Annotated in this window: 22 protein-coding genes, 2 tRNA genes and 1 pseudogene; 8 read left to right on the top strand and 17 right to left on the bottom strand. The window is 34.5% G+C overall.

Features of this window, described 5'->3' with window-relative positions; translation table 11 throughout:
• Positions 1 to 164: 164 nt before the first annotated feature.
• The 7 genes and pseudogenes from FOL89_RS17720 to FOL89_RS12535 all read right to left on the bottom strand — a co-directional run bounded on the left by FOL89_RS17720 (position 165) and on the right by FOL89_RS12535 (position 3722).
• A complete protein-coding gene (locus tag FOL89_RS17720; protein ID WP_262710815.1) occupies positions 165 to 548 on the bottom strand; it encodes a sulfurtransferase in 384 nt (127 codons plus the stop codon).
• A 3-nt stretch (positions 549 to 551) separates the two neighbouring features.
• A pseudogene (locus tag FOL89_RS17770) lies at positions 552 to 620 on the bottom strand (hypothetical protein); the annotation flags it as partial.
• A 72-nt stretch (positions 621 to 692) separates the two neighbouring features.
• Positions 693 to 857, bottom strand: coding sequence for a rhodanese-like domain-containing protein (locus tag FOL89_RS17715; RefSeq protein ID WP_228444914.1), 165 nt, complete (start codon positions 855 to 857; stop codon positions 693 to 695).
• A gap of 25 nt (positions 858 to 882) precedes the next feature.
• Positions 883 to 1428: a hypothetical protein gene (locus tag FOL89_RS12550; protein WP_144283145.1), complete on the bottom strand. Its 546-nt coding sequence runs from the start codon at positions 1426 to 1428 to the stop codon at positions 883 to 885.
• Between the two features lie 34 nt (positions 1429 to 1462).
• Complete coding sequence (locus FOL89_RS12545) at positions 1463 to 1864, bottom strand: OsmC family protein (protein WP_144283144.1); 402 nt, start codon at positions 1862 to 1864, stop codon at positions 1463 to 1465.
• Positions 1865 to 1952: 88 nt separating this feature from the next.
• Positions 1953 to 2807 (bottom strand): tetratricopeptide repeat protein, encoded by an 855-nt coding sequence (locus FOL89_RS12540; protein ID WP_144283143.1) that lies wholly within the window; start codon positions 2805 to 2807, stop codon positions 1953 to 1955.
• 66 nt (positions 2808 to 2873) lie between these two features.
• Positions 2874 to 3722, bottom strand: coding sequence for a hydroxymethylglutaryl-CoA lyase (locus FOL89_RS12535; RefSeq protein ID WP_144283142.1), 849 nt, complete (start codon positions 3720 to 3722; stop codon positions 2874 to 2876).
• A gap of 184 nt (positions 3723 to 3906) precedes the next feature.
• On the opposite strand from FOL89_RS12535, the gene pepT reads away from it, so the two are divergent.
• A complete protein-coding gene (pepT, locus tag FOL89_RS12530; protein ID WP_144283141.1) occupies positions 3907 to 5154 on the top strand; it encodes a peptidase T in 1248 nt (415 codons plus the stop codon).
• Positions 5155 to 5202: 48 nt separating this feature from the next.
• On the opposite strand, the gene FOL89_RS12525 is transcribed toward pepT, so the two are convergent.
• From FOL89_RS12525 to FOL89_RS12515, 3 genes are all read right to left on the bottom strand, one after another.
• Entirely contained in the window at positions 5203 to 5601 is a 399-nt protein-coding gene (locus FOL89_RS12525; protein WP_144283140.1) for a hypothetical protein, read from the bottom strand.
• 93 nt (positions 5602 to 5694) lie between these two features.
• Positions 5695 to 6759, bottom strand: coding sequence for a thiamine-phosphate kinase (gene thiL / locus FOL89_RS12520; protein WP_144283139.1), 1065 nt, complete (start codon positions 6757 to 6759; stop codon positions 5695 to 5697).
• A 77-nt stretch (positions 6760 to 6836) separates the two neighbouring features.
• Positions 6837 to 7331 carry an acyl-CoA thioesterase gene (locus tag FOL89_RS12515; RefSeq protein ID WP_144283138.1) on the bottom strand — a complete coding sequence of 165 codons (495 nt, stop codon included), beginning with the start codon at positions 7329 to 7331 and terminating at the stop codon, positions 6837 to 6839.
• Between the two features lie 160 nt (positions 7332 to 7491).
• On the opposite strand from FOL89_RS12515, the gene FOL89_RS12510 reads away from it, so the two are divergent.
• The 3 genes from FOL89_RS12510 to FOL89_RS17580 are packed head-to-tail and all read left to right on the top strand — an operon-like array spanning position 7492 to position 9072.
• A complete protein-coding gene (locus FOL89_RS12510) occupies positions 7492 to 8694 on the top strand; it encodes a BaiN/RdsA family NAD(P)/FAD-dependent oxidoreductase (protein ID WP_144283137.1) in 1203 nt (400 codons plus the stop codon).
• 8 nt (positions 8695 to 8702) lie between these two features.
• Positions 8703 to 8873, top strand: coding sequence for a hypothetical protein (locus FOL89_RS17585; RefSeq protein WP_185146977.1), 171 nt, complete (start codon positions 8703 to 8705; stop codon positions 8871 to 8873).
• The gene (locus tag FOL89_RS17580; RefSeq protein ID WP_185146976.1) at positions 8845 to 9072 is read left to right on the top strand and encodes an energy transducer TonB; all 228 of its coding nucleotides are present in this window, start codon (positions 8845 to 8847) and stop codon (positions 9070 to 9072) included. Before FOL89_RS17585 ends, FOL89_RS17580 begins: the two co-directional genes overlap by 29 nt.
• Positions 9073 to 9234: 162 nt before the next feature.
• Here the strand turns inward: FOL89_RS17580 and FOL89_RS12505 are convergent, their stop codons facing one another.
• The 3 genes from FOL89_RS12505 to FOL89_RS12495 form a co-directional block, all read right to left on the bottom strand.
• Positions 9235 to 9621, bottom strand: coding sequence for a ribosomal maturation YjgA family protein (locus tag FOL89_RS12505; protein ID WP_228444913.1), 387 nt, complete (start codon positions 9619 to 9621; stop codon positions 9235 to 9237).
• Positions 9622 to 9711: 90 nt separating this feature from the next.
• The gene (locus FOL89_RS12500; protein ID WP_144283136.1) at positions 9712 to 10368 is read right to left on the bottom strand and encodes a thioredoxin family protein; all 657 of its coding nucleotides are present in this window, start codon (positions 10366 to 10368) and stop codon (positions 9712 to 9714) included.
• A 33-nt stretch (positions 10369 to 10401) separates the two neighbouring features.
• Positions 10402 to 10902: a TlpA family protein disulfide reductase gene (locus FOL89_RS12495; RefSeq protein WP_144283135.1), complete on the bottom strand. Its 501-nt coding sequence runs from the start codon at positions 10900 to 10902 to the stop codon at positions 10402 to 10404.
• Between the two features lie 85 nt (positions 10903 to 10987).
• Here FOL89_RS12495 and FOL89_RS12490 point away from each other — a divergent pair, with 85 nt between their 5' ends.
• Positions 10988 to 11461: a hypothetical protein gene (locus tag FOL89_RS12490; protein WP_144283134.1), complete on the top strand. Its 474-nt coding sequence runs from the start codon at positions 10988 to 10990 to the stop codon at positions 11459 to 11461.
• Positions 11462 to 11480: 19 nt separating this feature from the next.
• Here the strand turns inward: FOL89_RS12490 and mutS are convergent, their stop codons facing one another.
• The gene (mutS, locus tag FOL89_RS12485) at positions 11481 to 14069 is read right to left on the bottom strand and encodes a DNA mismatch repair protein MutS (RefSeq protein WP_144283133.1); all 2589 of its coding nucleotides are present in this window, start codon (positions 14067 to 14069) and stop codon (positions 11481 to 11483) included.
• Positions 14070 to 14200: 131 nt separating this feature from the next.
• Between mutS and FOL89_RS12480 the strand changes: the two genes are divergently transcribed.
• The 3 genes from FOL89_RS12480 to FOL89_RS12470 are packed head-to-tail and all read left to right on the top strand — an operon-like array spanning position 14201 to position 16495.
• On the top strand, positions 14201 to 14620 hold the full coding sequence (locus tag FOL89_RS12480; RefSeq protein ID WP_144283132.1) for a SufE family protein: 420 nt from the start codon (positions 14201 to 14203) through the stop codon (positions 14618 to 14620).
• Positions 14621 to 14623: 3 nt separating this feature from the next.
• Positions 14624 to 15589, top strand: a complete 966-nt coding sequence (locus tag FOL89_RS12475) for a glycosyltransferase family 9 protein (protein ID WP_228444912.1) — start codon at positions 14624 to 14626, stop codon at positions 15587 to 15589.
• Between the two features lie 3 nt (positions 15590 to 15592).
• Entirely contained in the window at positions 15593 to 16495 is a 903-nt protein-coding gene (locus FOL89_RS12470; protein ID WP_144283131.1) for a glycosyltransferase family 2 protein, read from the top strand.
• Positions 16496 to 16527: 32 nt separating this feature from the next.
• Here the strand turns inward: FOL89_RS12470 and FOL89_RS12465 are convergent.
• The 3 genes from FOL89_RS12465 to FOL89_RS12455 form a co-directional block, all read right to left on the bottom strand.
• Positions 16528 to 16602 (bottom strand) — tRNA-Val (locus FOL89_RS12465).
• Between the two features lie 33 nt (positions 16603 to 16635).
• Positions 16636 to 16710 (bottom strand) — tRNA-Val (locus FOL89_RS12460).
• Positions 16711 to 16754: 44 nt separating this feature from the next.
• Complete coding sequence (locus FOL89_RS12455) at positions 16755 to 17999, bottom strand: bifunctional folylpolyglutamate synthase/dihydrofolate synthase (protein WP_144283130.1); 1245 nt, start codon at positions 17997 to 17999, stop codon at positions 16755 to 16757.
• Positions 18000 to 18038: the final 39 nt, after the last annotated feature.

Raw genomic sequence — 18038 nt, 5'->3', positions numbered from 1 at the left:
CATAAACTGTAAATTAATCTTCTAAACACCTTTCGCAATTTCCTTGCCCTGTCTTCTGCTCCATTCGCTCCATGAACCAACGTATAAATTTGGGATTTCAAAACCTGCATGTACAAGAGCTAAAATTGTATGACAAGCTGTAACTCCCGAACCACAATGGATAATTATTTCTCAGGTTTGTTTTCTAAATATTTTAGATATTTTGCTCTTAGAATTTCAGCCTTTAAAAAGTTTCCGCCTTCATCCAAGTTTTCAGAAAAAGGAATATTAATCGCTCCCGGAATATGACCTGCGACCAGATCAATCGGTTCAGATTCTCCTCTAAAACGATAAGAATCCCTCACATCAATCACCGTAGCAGAATGGTTTAAAATCTCATTTTCAACATCTTCCAAAGCCGATTGAGGAAGAAGCCAATTTTTATTTTTAATGAGTTCTGATCTTTGAAAAGTTTCCTCACCCGATGAAAATTCCAATCCTTCTTTTTCAGCATTCTGAATTCCGCCATCCAAAACCTGAACTTTTTCAAAACCGAATGATTTCAGCATCCACCAAGCTCTTGCCGCCGCATTTGCTCCATTTTTATCATCATAAATTACAATGTGAGAATCTTCAGCAATTCCAAGATTAGAAATTGTTTCTGCAAATTTTTCGATACTCGGAAGCGGATGTCTTCCACCAAAAGCCGGATTTTAAACAGTTTCAGCTAAATCTTTATCCAAATCGATAAATCTTGCATCTTTAATGTGCTTTTGAATATAATTTTGATGAGCATTTTTACCTGTTCTTGAATCAAGAATAACAAGTTTTTCTGCGGGAAGTTCTCTAAATTGTTTTGGCGAAATGATTGGAATCATATTTTAAATTGTGGTATTTTTTTTACTAATTTTCTAAATTAATTCCTGCTTTATTTAAATTTATTAAATTAGTAATTCTTCTTTCTAATTTGTTTTCAAAAATTTCTACTTCAATACATTCTTCTCCTTTTCGGTCCCAGATATAAAGTACGTTTTCTATAAGTTTTATATTTTTCCAATAATATGATGTTGTTAATATTTCTTCAATATTCAAATTATTAGTGTTTAAAAAAAGTATTCTATCGGAATGCTTATCTTTATATTTGACAATTAGATAGTTTTTATAGAAAAATATATTTTGACAACCCCAAGAAGGTTGCCCCATAGTATTTAATGGGATTTTCCAATTTACTAAAATTTGAGGATTTAATTTCAAAAATACGGAATCAAGTCCAGCAGAATTACATTGCCACCAAGCGAAACTTTTTTCATTAAACGCAATATCTTTTATAGAAACCGAATTTTCTCCACCAAAATTATCAATCCAAATAAGTTCATTATCTTTTAGTTCAACATTTTCGTCAAATGGTAAGTCAATATATATAGACTTAATAATTTCTCTTGCGTCCATCTTTTTTAAAATTACGGCTAACTGCGGCAATTGCTTATTGATAAATGAAAATCATCGTCTGAACTAATTCCGGATGGAGACTTTTTGCCACCGGACAATTGTGAGCGGTTTCTTCTATAAACGCTTTTTCTTTGTCTGAATAGATATCCGAAAAAACAAAATTACAAACAATCTCTCCAATTCTTCTTGGTTCTGTTTTCATAATTTTTTGCAAAGTACAGTATGCGCCGTCAATATTGATTCCTTTGTCTTTTCCGAGAATCGCAATGGTTGTCAATGCACATTCTGCCAAAGAAGTCGCACAAAGATCTGTTGGTGAAAACTTTTCACCTTTACCGTGGTTATCGGTTGGCGCATCACTTTCGATGATGATTCCCGATTGCAAATGTTCTGCTGAACATCTTAAATCTCCTGTATATGTTATTTTTGAGGTCATAAAATTATTTTTGTTCTTTAGTTTTTGTCAAGGATCTTTTTTATTTGAATCCGTAAATCTTCGAGAGTAAAACTATCATTTTTAAATCCTATAGGATAAGTTGATGAGTTCCTTTAGATTCTTCGCATATAACAAATTCAGCATCTGTTTTTTTGATTTGAAGAGTTTTTTCAATATTGAATTTACGTTCTATTTTTTCTCCTGTTTTATCAATCAAATAGACTTTATAAATTGATTCGAGTGTTTTTTTAGGTTTCTCAAAAGATTTGTAAACATTCACCCATTGATTATTCCATTCGAATTCGTCAACGGCAAGATTTTTAAATTTCATATTATCTTCGGACAGCTTTTTCTCAGAATAAAAAACTTTCATTTGATCAAAAACTTTATCGGCTTCTGCAAATTTATTTTGAGCATTTAAAGCTTTAATGAATTTTTCATATAAGATATACTCATTAGGATATGCGGATATTCCATCCTCATAAACCTTTTCAGATTTTGGGAAGTTTTTAATTTGTGCATAATAGAAATTTCCGGCATTCTTTATTAATTCAAGATACCAGTTATCATCTTTTAGTTTTGAGTTTTGAAGACCTTCAACATATGTTTTCTCTTCATTGATAACATCTTCCTTTATTTTGTAAATTCTTGCCTTCTCGACATAAAATTCTGCAAGAGGAGCTTTTGAAATAGCCTTATTTATATTTTCTAAAGCTTGATCATATTGTTTTAAAAACATTTGTGAATAACCTTTTTGAAAATACAACATAGGGTTATCAAATCCTTTTGATAAAGCTTTATCATAATATTCAATTGCCTTCAGGTCATTTTCCTTACTAAAAAAAGCATAACCAAGATAATAAAGTTCTTCTCCACTGAGATTTCCACTTTCTTTTTCCAGTTTAGTGATTTCATCAAAATTCTGTTCATTAAATAGTTTCAAAACTTTCTGAGAAAAAAAACTTGAGTAGGTAAAGATTAAAAGGACTAAACAAAATTTATTCATGACCTAAAAATGAAAAATATCTTTCGCCTTATTATAAGAACTTTCGAAATTCAGTAAGTTCAATTTATGTTCCGCTTTTTCAACGCTCATAAAATTAATCACCTGTTCGGTCGGCATATTTCCTACTAAATCGTCTTTCGCCATCGGACAGCCGCCAATTCCTTTGATTGCTGAATCAAATCTTCTGCAACCTTGATTGTAAGCTGCTTTCAGTTTAGAATACGACTCTTCATATCGGTTATGAAAATGCGCTCCAAAATCAATTTCAGGATATTTTGCAGGAAGCTTTTCAAATAAAACAGAGATGGTTTCTGTAGTTGCAACTCCCGTAGTATCAGAAAGTAAAATATTTTTAACACCAATTTCCGAAAACCTCTGAGCCCAGAAATCTACATCTTGCCACTTCCACATTTCGCCATAAGGATTTCCAAATGCCATGGAAAAATAAAGGTTAAACTCTCGGTTTTCGGTTTTCGTCAGTTCGATAATTTTTACAATATCGCTGAACGCTTCTTCCTGATTTTTATTGGTATTTCTGTGCTGAAAAGTTTCAGAAATAGAAAAGGGGAAGCCTAAAATATCTACAGATTGGTGTTTCAGCGCTTTTTCAGCACCACGATAATTACCTACAATAGCAGAAACTTTGGTATTGGATAAAGATTTGTCGATATTTTCGGCAACTTCGGCAGAGTCTGCCATTTGCGGAATTGCTTTGGGAGAAACGAAACTCACACAATCAAGCACATCAAAGCCAACTTCCATTAGTGAATTGATGTAATCTATTTTTTTACTGGTCGGAATAAACTCATCCCAACCCTGCATTGCGTCTCTGGGACATTCGGTAAGAAACATTTACTTTTGGTTTTCTCAAATATAATAAAACTAAACTATTTGGTTATCTAATCAAACAAAACCATCAAAACACTGACTATCAGTAGTTTAATTTTTATTTAAAATTTTACAGAAAGATATTAATCCACAAATAGCCGGCTGCCTCTCTCAAATTTGCTAACTTTGTTAAAATTTATAATTCAAAATGAGTACAATAGAATTCAACTCAATGTGGAGAGAAAAACTGCTGAACCGTTTTATCAGCTATGTAAAAATATATTCAACCAGTGATGCCGAAAGCGAAACCACACCTTCTACAGAAAGACAGTGGAACATCGCCAATTATATTGTAGAAGAGCTGAAAATGATTGGTCTGGAAGATGTCTCTATTGACGAAAACGGCTATATTATGGGATATATCCCTTCAAATCTTGAAAGTAATGATAAGCCAACTATTGGATTTATTTCGCATTATGACACATCACCGGATTTCAGTGGTGAAGATGTAAAGCCTCAGGTTTGGGAAAATTATCAGGGTGAAGATTTAGTTTTAAATAAAGAAACCAATTTCACTTTATCCCCTTCAAAATTTGAAAGTTTAAAAAAACATATCGGCCAGACTTTAATTACGACTGACGGAAATACACTTCTCGGTGCAGACGACAAAGCGGGTTGTGCAGAAATTGTAACAGCAGCAGAATATTTAATCGCTCATCCGGAAATTAAGCACGGAAGAATGGCGCTTGGTTTTACTCCGGATGAAGAAATCGGAAGAGGTGCACACAAATTTGATGTAGCAAAATTCGGGGCAGAATTCGCTTATACGATGGATGGAAGCGAAGTGGGTGAGCTGGAATATGAAAACTTCAACGCAGCGGGAGCGGTGGTGAAAATCCACGGATTGAGTGTACATCCAGGTTATGCTTTCGGAAAAATGGTGAATGCAAGTCTTTTGGCTGCAGAATTTATTCAGTCTTTACCAGCAAACGAAACCCCTTCTACCACAAAAGGTTTTGACGGTTTTTATCATTTGATGGATGTAACATCTGATGTTTCCGAATGTAAACTTCAATACATCATCCGTGATCATGACGATGAAAAATTTGAAGCAAGAAAAAAATTCATGGAGCAGAAAGTTGCGGAGTTTAATGAGAAACACGGTGAAGGAACGGCAGAAGTGGAAATTAAGGAACAGTACCGCAATATGAAACAGCAGTTCGAAGGCAAAATGCATATTATAGATCTTGCTGCAAAAGCAATGAAAGAAGCGGGAATCGAGCCGAAAATCAAAGCGATCAGAGGCGGAACAGACGGAGCGCAATTATCCTATATGGGATTGCCTTGTCCGAATATTTTTGCCGGTGGAATGAATTTTCACGGACCGTATGAATATGTAGCTTTGGAAAGTATGGAGAAAGCGGTTGAGGTAATTGTGAATATTGTGAAAGCGTAGAATATTAAAATATAAGTCGAAATCCAGTTCATTTTTGAGCTGGATTTTTTATTTATCTAACACTATATTTTTTTTATAGCAATTTTCTCCTTCATGATAGCCAAAACAAAGGCTTACATTTCCATCAATTTCTTCAAAATATGTTGTAAAAGTCATATCAACATCTTTAACATCATTTGGGAAAGCAACTAAATCTTTATCTAGATTAAAATAGAAACTATCAAAATTAATTAAATTACCCTCTAAACTATATGTAGACTCATAATCTAAAAGTTTTGTTTCCATTTTATCATAAACCACCCTTCTATATTTACCTTCTTTTTTAATAATTAATGTATCAAAAGTGTTTTTATATGACATGGGCGAATACTTGCCATAAACATCATTTTGATTGATTCCTTGACAAGACATAATGAATAAGAAAAGAGCATAAATTAACAATTTCATCAACCGATTTTTCAATTGCAAATTAATTATTTAAAACAAAAACCACTACAAAATTGCAGCGGTTTACAATATTTAAAATTAAATAATTTTTTTTTAATCTTCTTTTTGATTGCCTAAAAAGGCATCCCACCCTTGCGCCGTCAACGCAACCAATTGATTAGAACCTCTTGCCACCATAAGATTCCCGTCTTCTTTTTCAACAGCATGACCGATGATGGTAAAATCTGGATGGTTTTTTATTTTATCAAAATCATTCGGCGAAATTGTGAATAGTAATTCGTAATCTTCTCCACCGCTTAAAGCTGTCATTACAGGATTCAGATTAAAATCATCCGCTGTAGTAATCGTTAAGTTATCCATCGGAATTTTCTCTTCATACAATCTGAAACCAACTTTTGACTGATCAGATAGATGCAGAATTTCCGAAGCCAAACCGTCTGAAATATCAATCATAGACGTTGGCTTGATGTCCAATTGTTCCAAAATTCCTTTGACATCTGTTCTTGCTTCCGGCTTCAATTGTCTTTCCAAAATATAGTCGAAGCCTTCCATTTCAGGCTGCATATTGGGATCCGCCAAGAAAACAGCATGTTCTCTTTCCAAAACCTGAAGTCCCATATACGCTCCCCCCAAATCACCTGTTACGACAAGTAAGTCGTTGGGTTTCGCACCATTTCTTTTCACAATATTTTCTTCATTCTCGATTCCAACTGCTGTAATGCTCATCACCAAACCGGAATTGGAGCTTGTTGTGTCTCCGCCAATTAAGTCTACTTTATATCTTCCACAGGCAGCCTGAATTCCAGCGTAAATTTCTTCTAAAGCTTCCACGGGAAAACGGTTGGAAACTGCCAAAGAAACCAAAATCTGTGTTGGAGTTGCATTCATTGCTGCAATATCACTTAGGTTTACCACCACCGCTTTGTAGCCTAAATGTTTCAACGGAACATATCCTAAATTGAAATGAACCCCTTCTGCCAAAACATCGGTTGTTAAAACTACTTTTTTGTTTCCGGGATTGACTACTGCAGCATCATCTCCTACTCCAACCTCAGAAGATTCGTTGGATAAAGGAAAAAATTCCGTTAAATGCTTTATCAATCCGAATTCTCCTAATTTCGAAATCGGTGTTAGTTGTGGATTTTTATCTTCAAACATAAATTTTAATTATTATTGTTGGATGCAGAAAGTTAGATGATAGATGTTTTACCAGCTTTAAATCTTGCACTTTGAGTTTATACATTGAACGCTTGCGGATCAATATTTTCCGGACGGAAAGGAAGTTTTTTAAAATCTTCTTTTGTTAAGACCACTGTTTCAGGAGACTTATATTTATTGATTGCTTCTACCACATCATCCGGTGGCGTTGTCATTTTTCTCAGCATCGTATCAATCCACACGCCGGTTGCTTCTGCTGTAGCACAGTGCGAACCATCGGGAAGATAAAATTTGTGCACAAAACGATAAATAGAAGAATCTTCAGCACAGGCATCAATTTCCAGACTTACAATCACGGTCTGATCTGCAAATATTTCTTTAAAAAAAGAAAATCTTTCATGCATAATCACCGGGCCAATTCCCCATCGGCTCATTTGGGTAACGCCCATTTTTTCCTGCTTCATAAAAGCCATTCTGGTTTGCGCACAGTACTGAACATAAGATGAATTTGCTAAATGCTTGTTGGCATCAAGATCACTCCAACGAACTTCGAATTTATGGTAGAATATCATTTAAAAATTTGTTTTAAAATATAGACATATAAGTATCTGATACTTTTAAGATTTTTGTCTCAAAGTTTATGAAATTATATTCCTCAAAATTACTCAAATAAGATGGTTTATAAAAATTGTAGTTTTGCAAAAATAATCTTCAGCATAAGATTACTAATTTATGAAGCAAATAATCATTATCGGGGGTGGTGCATCAGGTTTTTTCTGCGCTGCAAATCTGGACGAAAAGAAATATAAAATCACGATACTGGAACAAAATTCAGATGTTCTTCAGAAAGTAAAAATTTCGGGAGGCGGACGCTGTAATGTTACCCATGCGTGTTTTGATCCGAGAGAACTGGTACAGTTTTACCCACGCGGAAACAAAGAATTGCTAAGTGTATTCACCAAATTTCAGCCGGGAGATACAATGGAGTGGTTTGAAAACCGAAAAATCTCGTTAAAGATCGAAAATGATAATAGAGTTTTTCCTGAAAGCAATTCTTCGCAGACCATTATCAATACTTTTCTGAATGAAATTCAACAGAAAAATGTTGAAGTAAAAACCAAATGTTCGGTAAAAGAAATTGAAAAACTGAATGAAAAATATATAGTAAAAACAAGTTTAGGCGATTTTGAAACTGATTTCGTAATTTATACAACAGGAAGTTCCCCGAAATCTTTAAAAATGATTCAAAATTTAGGACATAAAATCATTGATTTAGTTCCTTCTCTTTTCACCTTCAATATTAAAGATCCGCTGCTGAAAGATTTGGCAGGAACGAGTTTCGAAGTGGCAGAAACATCTATTCCAAAACTGAAAACTGAAGAAAGCGGACCATTATTAATTACACATTGGGGACTTTCGGGACCTGCAATTCTTAAAATCTCGGCTTGGGAAGCAATTAATTTGGCAAAAGTGAAATACAATTTTGAGATTGAAGTAAATTTTATCTCAAAAGACATGGGTGAAGCAGAAGAACTGTTTCAGAATTTTAAAATATCCAACCCTAAAAAAACTATAGGACAAGCGAAAATTTTTGATGTAACAAATCGTTTCTGGCAAAGAGTTTTAGAAGTTTCAAATATTAATTTAAACAAACAAGTCGCACAAATTTCAGGAAAAGAAATGCAGACAGTTGTGGAAAATTTATGCAAAAAGAAATTTAATGTAACCGGAAAATCGACTTTTAAAGATGAATTTGTAACAGCAGGTGGTGTAGATTTAAAGGAAATTAATTTTAAAAATATGTCTTCGAAAATTCTTCAGAATTTCTATATTGCAGGGGAAGTTTTAAACATTGATGCCGTAACTGGTGGTTTTAATTTTCAGGCTTGCTGGAGTGAGGCTTGGCTGATTGCGCAGGATTTGAATTTAAACTAAAAATATTTATGAAAAAAACGTTTATTCTATTGGCATTCCTAGGTTCTATGACCTTGTTTTCTCAGGAGGTAATACAGAATCAGGAAAAAGAAAGTACTGAAAAATACAGTTTACGAAAACCTTGCGGACAAGGCAGAATATCCGGGTGGATTGAATGCTTTTCGAAAAAAATTTACTGAAACTTTCAAGATAGAAAAGGTAGCGGGTAAAGGACAGATAAAATCAGAAGTGAGATTTGTTATAGATCAGCAAGGTTCAATTACCGAAATTACAACGATTGGTGCCAATAAGTCAATGAATAAGGAAATGGCACGTACTCTGAAAAAAATATCAAAAACCAAATGGAAGCCTGCAAAACTTAACGGAATACCGGTTTAGGTTTAAACTACCCATCACAATAAATATTGATTAAATGTTTGCGCCCCAAAAAACATCTTAAATACTTCAAAAATCCTTTTGATAACAGCATTTGGACATTTTTTTGACTGATTCTGAAAATCAATATGCAGAAGACAATATGCCAAATTTGGAAGATAATTTTCACTTCCTTAATCTTACCAATAAATAAAGCAGCAAACATCCTGCAGCATAACACGCAATATCAACCCAGGAAAAAGAATTTCCGATCACAATATACATTAGGCTTCCCGGTTGGAAGCCTAATTTTTCGGCTACATTAAAATATTGGGCAAATTCAACAACACAGGAAAAGGCAAAAATTCCCAAGATGAGTTTTGTATCGTTTACCGTAAAAAAGCTTTTTACAAACGTATAAAGCAACATCACTACGATTACATCTCCGAGATAAGCTCTGATAAAAAAATTATCTTTTAAGACGGTGGCAATTAAAACTTCTGTTAGGAATATTAAAATAGTAGCCAGAAAATATTTATAATCAAACCGAAATGGCAATTCTTCTTTATCCACTTGTTTTTTATATGTATTATCTGTGATTAATAATTCTCACAGGAAAAATATAAATTTCGGCGGCCAAAGGCCGCCGAAATCATATCAATTCTATTTTTTTACTTTTATTGAACATCCAATAGCTACTGTTTTTGAAGTTTTCACCTCCTGTCCGTTTGCCAAAGCATACACTGCATCCTGGACATATCGCTCAGAAACATCATCCTGATTTTCATAATTATTATCAATTGCTCCTATGTATTTTACAATATTTCTCTCGCCATCTTTTTGCAGTACAAAAACATGCGGTGTTTTTGTCGCTCCATACTGCGGAAAAACTTTCTGTTCTTCATCCAGAAGATAAGGGAATGTAAAACCTTTCTCTGCTGCTCTTTCTATCATATTGATGTAGCTGTCTTCCGGCTGTACATTAGGATCATTAGGATTTATGGCAATTACAGGATACCCCATTTCCTTGAACTTCTTATCTAGCTCAATGATCCTTTCTTCGTATTTTTTCGCATATGGACAATGATTACAGGTAAAAATGACAATAAAACCTTTTGCATTATCAAAATCACTTAGTGAGACCATTTTTCCGTTGATATTTTTCAGCCTAAAATCTGTGGCTATATCTCCAATCTGATATCCTTTCTTTGACGTGCTTTTTTCTGTTGTTTCTTTTTTTGCTGCTGCTTTTTGAGCAAAAGAAAGGGTACTGATACTGAAGACTGCGATCAGCGTTACTAAAAATTTTAGATTTTTCATATTTTCGTAATTATTATAAAGTTTTGTTTGTAGTTAATTCAAATTTTTTTCGATAATTCTTTCCAACTCTTCTTTTGACATTTCCCCATCGTTAAAATGTATTTTTTCTGAATTTTTATAGATAATCGTCACAGGAATATTGCCCTCCCATTTTTCTTCAAAAGCAGGAATCCATGTGTTCATTCTCTTAATATCATCTAAAATGATAACTTCGGCTGTCAGATTTTTATTCTCAATAAATCGTATGACTTTTTCTTTATCTTTTGCTCTGTCAAGAGAAACCAAAAGCATTTTAAAATTCTTTTTACCACTGAATTTATTATTGATTTCTATAAAATCCGGGAGTTCTTTCACGCAAGGAGCACAAGTAGTCGACCAAAAATTAAGAACCAGTAAGACATCTTTGTTCTCTTTGATTTTATCCTGAAGAAGTTCATATTGAATAAGAGGAACATCACTAATAAATTTTTTATTTTGTGAAATCAAAAAAGAACCGCTGCAAAAAAGAACAATTAAAACAAGTAATTTCTTCATACTCAAAATTAGCAAAAATGTTTCTAATATAATGGAACAAATTTTGTTAAACAAAATTAAACACAGAGATAAATATTTCACTATTATGAAAAAATTTTTTCCGCTTTTAGCAATAACCTTCAGCACGTTATATTTTGCACAAACAAACAATTCTTCGAATGTAAGCGAAACAAACACGCAAAAAAATCAACCCGTCAGTCTCTCAGAGATTCCTGACCTTGAATTTATAAAAACAAAATTGGATATGAAGGGCGTGGTTACAAAAGTAGATGAATTACCCGAATTTCCGGGAGGAATGAAAGCTTTTCACAAAAAATATTTCGAAAATATCCAGACTTTAGATTTAAAACATAAAGAAAAAATAGACACCAGACTGTATTTCATTGTTGAAAAAAATGGCTATGTGAGAAATGTAACCGCAGTCGGAACCAATAAAAAACACGCTAAAGAAGCAGAAATGGGAATGAGAAGAATTTTTGAGCGATGGAAACCTGCAAAGCTGAATGGTGAGTCTGTAAGATATTTATATTACTTTCCGCTGGTTTCTAAAAAATATTAAACTCCTCCCTATAAAAAAGTTATTTCCCGATCATCTTTTTAATCGCATTCAATTTCATCAAAGCTTCAATCGGTGTCAAAGTATTGATATCGATTTTTGTTAATTCTTCTCTGATATTTTCCAGAACGGGGTCATCCAGCTGAAAAAAAGAAAGCTGCATATTTTCTTCCGTCACTCTTTTAATGTTTTCTGAAGAACCATTTTGAGAACGGCTTGCTTCAAGAGTTTTCAAAATTTCATTCGCTCTGTTGACAACTTTGGAAGGCATTCCCGCCAACTTTGCCACATGAATCCCGAAGCTGTGTTCGCTTCCACCGGGAATCAGTTTTCTCAGAAAAATAATATTTCCTTTATTCTCCTGAATAGAAACGTGAAAATTTTTGATTCGCTCAAAATTCACTGTCATTTCGTTGAGCTCATGATAATGGGTGGCAAATAAAGTTTTAGCCTGAGTAGGATGCTGATGAAGGTATTCTGCGATTGCCCACGCAATAGAAACTCCATCATATGTAGAGGTTCCGCGCCCGATTTCGTCTAATAAAATCAAACTTCTTTCAGAAATATTATTCAGAATATTGGCAGCTTCATTCATTTCCACCATAAAAGTTGATTCTCCTGCAGAAATATTGTCACTGGCTCCTACTCTTGTGAAAATTTTATCTAAAATTCCTATTTCGGCGTATTTTGCAGGCACAAAACTTCCGATCTGAGCCAATAAACAAACAATTGCCGTCTGCCGAAGAATTGCCGATTTACCTGCCATATTGGGCCCGGTCACCATAATAATCTGCTGAGAATCTTTATCTAAGAAAATATCATTTGGAATATATTTTTCGCCTAAAGGAAGTGCATTTTCGATGATCGGATGTCTTGCTTCTTTCAGATCAATCGCAAAACTTTCGTTGAGAATAGGCTTAGTATAACTTTCAGATACAGCGAGTTCAGATAATCCGACAGCAACATCAAGCTGAGCAATAATATTAGAGTTTTCCTGAATTTTATCTATATAAATCATCGTATCGCTGCAAACCTTACGATAGAGTTCGTTTTCCAGAACACTTATTTTTTCTTCCGCTCCTAAGATCTGATTTTCGTATTCTTTCAGCTCTTCGGTGATGTACCGCTCCGCATTTACCAAGGTTTGTTTTCGCAACCATTCCGCAGGAACTTTATCTTTATGGGTATTCCTTACCTCAATAAAATAGCCGAAAACATTGTTGAAGTCTATTTTCAGACTGGAAATTCCGGTTCTTTCGATTTCTCTCTGGCACATTTCGTCCAGAAACCCCCTTCCTTTGCTTTGAAGTCCTCGCAAATGATCTAGCTCTTCAGAAATATTTTCTTTGATCACATTTCCTTTGGCAAGATTCACCGGAAGCTCTTCATTCAGGTGGTTTTCGAGCAAAAGAATAAGTTCTTCTAAATTATTTAAAGGTTCAAGCCATGCCAAAACATCTGCATGAGGATGGATCAATTCTTTAATTTTCTGAATATTGATTAAACTCTGCCGAAGATAACCTAATTCTTTCGGTGAAATTTTTTCAGCCGCCAGTTTTCCCATCAATCGGTCTAAATCTGAAATGGAACGCAATAAAATTGAAATTTCATATTTAAGCTGGTCGTTTTCGTTAAGGAAATCAATCAGAGAAAGTCTTCTGGAAATTTCATTTACAGACTTTAAAGGCAGGATAATTCTTCTCCTCAACAGTCTTCCTCCCATTGGTGTGGAAGTTTTATCAATAATATCTAAAAGAGATTTCCCTTTCGGATTACTGGGATAAACAATTTCCAGATTTCTCAGCGTAAAATGATCCATCATCAGGTAATCTTCCTGCGGAATGATCTGGATTTTGGTAATATGCGAGAGCAGATTATGATGGGTATCTTCTACAAGATAAGCAAAAATAGCTCCTGCAGCTGTAATTGCCAGTTGTGAACTTTCTACTCCAAAACCTTTTAATGAATTGGTTTTGAAATGATTTGTCAGTTTTTCGTAGGCAAAATTGTACTGATAAGCCCAATCTTCCAGTTTGAAAACATTCTTATTCTTAAGTTGCTCAGGGATCTGAACGCTACGCTGATAAATAATCTCGCTAGGGTCGAAAGTACTGACAATGTGAAGCAACTTTTCAAGATTTCCTTCACTAACCAAAAATTCCCCGGTAGAAACATCTACCATAGCGATTCCGTATTTTTCTTTTTCTTTATGAAGCGAAAGAAGAAAATTATTTTTTTTGGAAGTCAGAACCTGGTCATTAAATGTTACTCCTGGAGTTACCAGTTCTGTAACACCGCGTTTCACAATTCCTTTTACCGATTTTGGATCTTCCAGCTGGTCGCAGATAGCCACTCTCATCCCGGCTCTTACTAGTTTTGGAAGATAAGAATCTACAGAATGATGCGGAAATCCTGCCAATTCTATGTGTCCTTCTCCGTTGGCTCTTTTCGTTAAAACAATTCCCAGGATCTGGGAAGTTTTCACGGCATCCTGACCGAACGTTTCGTAGAAATCTCCCACTCTGAAAAGCAAAAGTGCATCAGGATATTTCGCCTTGATGGTATTGTATTGTGTCATTAAAGGAGTTTCTTTTTTCGCCGCTTTTGCCATGGAATCTGTCTTAAAATTGGGATGGTAAAAGTAAGAAATAAAACAGAAGCATTCAAGGAGATAAACTCCAAGATGCTCATCAGAATAAAAACTCTAAAAATAGTATCTTTGCAAAAAGAAACCAACCAAATATGACCATCAAAGAAAAACAGCAGGAAATCATTGACGAGTTTGCCTTTCTGGAAGACTGGGAACAGAAATATGAGTATATTATTGATCTCGGAAAAGAACTGAAAGGGCTTGCTGATGATAAAAAAACAGACGAAAATCTAATTAAAGGCTGCCAAAGCAAAGTGTGGATTGATGCTGACTTTAAAGACGGAAAATTGTTTTTCGATGCAGATTCGGACGGTATTTTGCCTAAAGGAATTGTTTCTCTTCTCATCAGCATTTACAGTGGTCATTCTACACAGGAAATTCTGGATTCTGATTTTGATTTTATTTCACAAATCGGTCTGCAGGAATTTTTGTCGCCTTCCAGAGCCAACGGATTGATGGCAATGACCAAACAGATTAAGTTTTACGCAGTTGCTTATCAATTGAAATCATAAAGCGTGACCAGAATTTTAGCATACCGTTTTTCAGCATTTGGAGATGTCGCCATGACCGTTCCTGTTTTCAGAGAGTTTTTGGAACAGAATCCTGATGTAGAAATCGTGATGGTTTCCAGAAAGAATTTCGAACGCTTGTTTACTGATATTCCGAATGTTACATTCCACGGAATTGATGTTGACGATTATAAAGGTTTTTTTGGAGTAAGAAGGCTTGCTAAAGAATTAATCCATCTGTACAAGCCAGATTATGTCGCAGATTTGCATGATGTAATCCGCACCAAAATTTTGAATAAAATATACACCAGAAAAGGTTTTAAAGTTTTCAAAATCAATAAAGGAAAACAAGAAAAAGAAGAGCTTACCGACATCTGGAATCTGAATAAATTTCGTCTTAAAAAAACAACGGAACGGTATGCGGATGTTTTCCGGGAAATGGGTTTCCAAATAGAGCTTTCACATCAGCTTCGCCCCAGTTCAGAAAAAAAATCCGGAATTGGCTTTGCGCCATTTGCCCAGCACCAAGGAAAAATGCTGCCTTTAGAAAAGTCATTTGAACTGGTAAAAATTCTTTCTGAAAAAAATACAATTTATTTTTTTGGCGGCGGTAAAAAAGAGATTGAAACCCTAGAACAATGGGAACAGCAGATTCCGAATACTAAAAGTCTCGCAGGGAAACTAAGTCTTTCGGAAGAGCTTGATAGAATTTCAAAACTTGAAGTGATGATCTCTATGGATTCTGCTAATATGCACCTAGCAAGCGTTGTAGGAACAAGATGTGTTTCCATTTGGGGATCTACGCATCCTTTTGCGGGTTTTTTAGGGTTTGGACAGAGCGAAGATGATACAGTACAAATCAATGATCTCAGCTGCAGACCGTGTTCGGTTTTCGGAGATAAAGAATGTTTCCGTGGAGATTGGGCTTGTCTTGGAGAGATCAGCATTCAGCAGATTTTAGAAAAAATATAACTGATGAAGATCTCTGTATGCATTCCCATCTATAATTTTGATGTGCGAGAACTGATTACGGATCTGAAACATCAAATTGAAAAAGATGCTCTTAATGCAGAAATTATTCTTATAGATGACGCATCTGGCTCTCAATTCAAACAAATCAATAAGGAAATCTCTCAACTCTGTGATCAGTCAGTTTTTCTTGAAAAAAATATTGGAAGATCTAAAATAAGGAATCTGTTTTTACAATATGCAAATGGTGATTACCTGCTTTTTCTGGATTGTGACGGAAAATTGGTTTCTAAAAATTTTTTGAAAAATTATTTTGAATTTTTAAATTTAAACACTACCTCTTCAGTTATTTACGGAGGAAGAACTGCAGTGCAAAAACTAACTTCTCCACAGTATATTTTAAGATGGAAATTTGCCTCTGAAAGAGAAAATCTGTCTTTAACTGAAAGAGAGAAAAAGCCTTATTTAAGTTTTCAGACCAATAATTTTGTAATCAGCAGAAAAATTTTTGAACAAGTACAATTCAACACTTCTCTTTATAAATATGGTTATGAAGATCTGATTTTTGCCATGGATTTAAAAGCGCTCCATATTCCGATTAATCATATTGAAAACCCGGTTTTAAATAACGATATTGAATCTAATGAAATTTACCTGAAAAAGGTGGAAGAATCTGTGGAAAATCTCACTATTTTACTGAAAGACGAAACATTCAACTCAAAATTATCTGAAATAAAAATTGTAAAAACCTATCAGTTGATCTCTGGTATTGGTATTTTGAAATTTGCTGTATCTGCAATTTTATCTGTTTTTGAAAATAGTTTTAAGAGGAATCTTTTGTCGACTAATCCAAATCTACGGTTTTTAGATTTATATAAGCTGGGATTGCTTTTAAGGGTAATGAAATAAAAAAAATCTCCCTTAAAAAAGAGAGATTTCTGTGGGTCCTGAGGGATTCGAACCCCCGACCCTCTGGGTGTAAACCAGATGCTCTGAACCAACTGAGCTAAGAACCCGAATTTTTTTGAAAGGTTTCGTTTCCTTTTCTGTGGGTCCTGAGGGATTCGAACCCCCGACCCTCTGGGTGTAAACCAGATGCTCTGAACCAACTGAGCTAAGAACCCTCTTTGTCGCTGTTTTCTCGATTAGAGTGGTGCAAATATACGACTTATTTAGAAATCTCCAAATTTTTTTCTAAAAATTCTCCCACTACAAAGTTGCTTCCACCAACAAAAATCATTTCTGATTCCCTACAATCTTGTTTTGCAGAAAGATAGGCTTCCTGCACAGAATCAAAAATTTTATAATTAATTTTTGTCTTCAATAGTAAATCTTCATAGTCTTTTGGATGACGACCGCGATGAATGGCTGGTTTAGCAAAATAAAACCTGGAATTTTCAGGTAGCAAAGCCATCACCTCATCTATTTTTTTGTCATTCACAAAACCCAAAATAACATGCTTGTGTTTATCAATATTTTCCAACTGTTGAAAAACATACTCCAATCCCGCCTGATTGTGTCCGGTATCGCAGATGATAAGCGGATTTTTTGAAAACTCAAACCACCTTCCGATAAAACCCGTGTTTCTCTGAACATTCAGCAATCCTTTTTCAATGTTTTGTTCAGAAATAAGTACGCCCAACTTCTTTAATTCTTCAATCAGTGCTAAAACAACTTTGATATTTTTCACCTGATAGCTTCCTTCCAGATCTGATTTTAAATCTGCCTCTATGTGCGTTGCATCAATTAATAGAGAATTTTCTTTTTCAGCTTTAGCTTTAATAATACTCTTAACCACTTCATTATCGTCTCCAAAAATTACAGGAATATTATTTTTAATAATTCCCGCCTTTTCAAAAGCTATTTCTTCAATAGTATTCCCCAAAATATTCTGATGATCAAGCTGAACATTGGTAATTGCGGAAACTAAAGGTGTAATAATATTTGTAGAATCTAACCTTCCGCCCAAACCTACCTCAATAATAGCAAAATCAACTTTCTGACGATAAAAATATTCGAATGCCATGATGGTGGTAAATTCAAAAAAAGAAGGCTGAATATCCTCTGGTAGATGCTGCAGTTTTTGAATAAAATCAACCACAAACTGTTTGTCACAATTTTTACCGTTTACTTTGATTCTTTCGGTAAAATCAATAAGGTGAGGCGAGTTATACAATCCTGTCTTGTAACCCGACTCCTGAAGAACCGAAGCCAGCATATTGCTTGTAGACCCCTTACCGTTGGTTCCGCCAATATGAACGCATTTTATTTTATCCTGCGGGTTTCCGAAAAAAGCACACAGTTTCCTGATATTATCCAATCCTGGCTTATAAGCTTTTTCACCATCAATCTGATAATTCGGAGCCTGCACAAAAAGCCACTCTACCGCTTCCTGATACTGTTCGTTTGTCATAATGCAAAATTCTCAAATCTTTTATTATTCTGAAACAAT

The organism is Chryseobacterium echinoideorum, assembly GCF_007474535.1.
GTDB classification, from domain to species: Bacteria; Bacteroidota; Bacteroidia; order Flavobacteriales; family Weeksellaceae; genus Chryseobacterium; species Chryseobacterium echinoideorum.
Note: the sequence above shows the minus strand (reverse complement) of the source record. Positions and strands in the feature narration are given on the sequence as shown.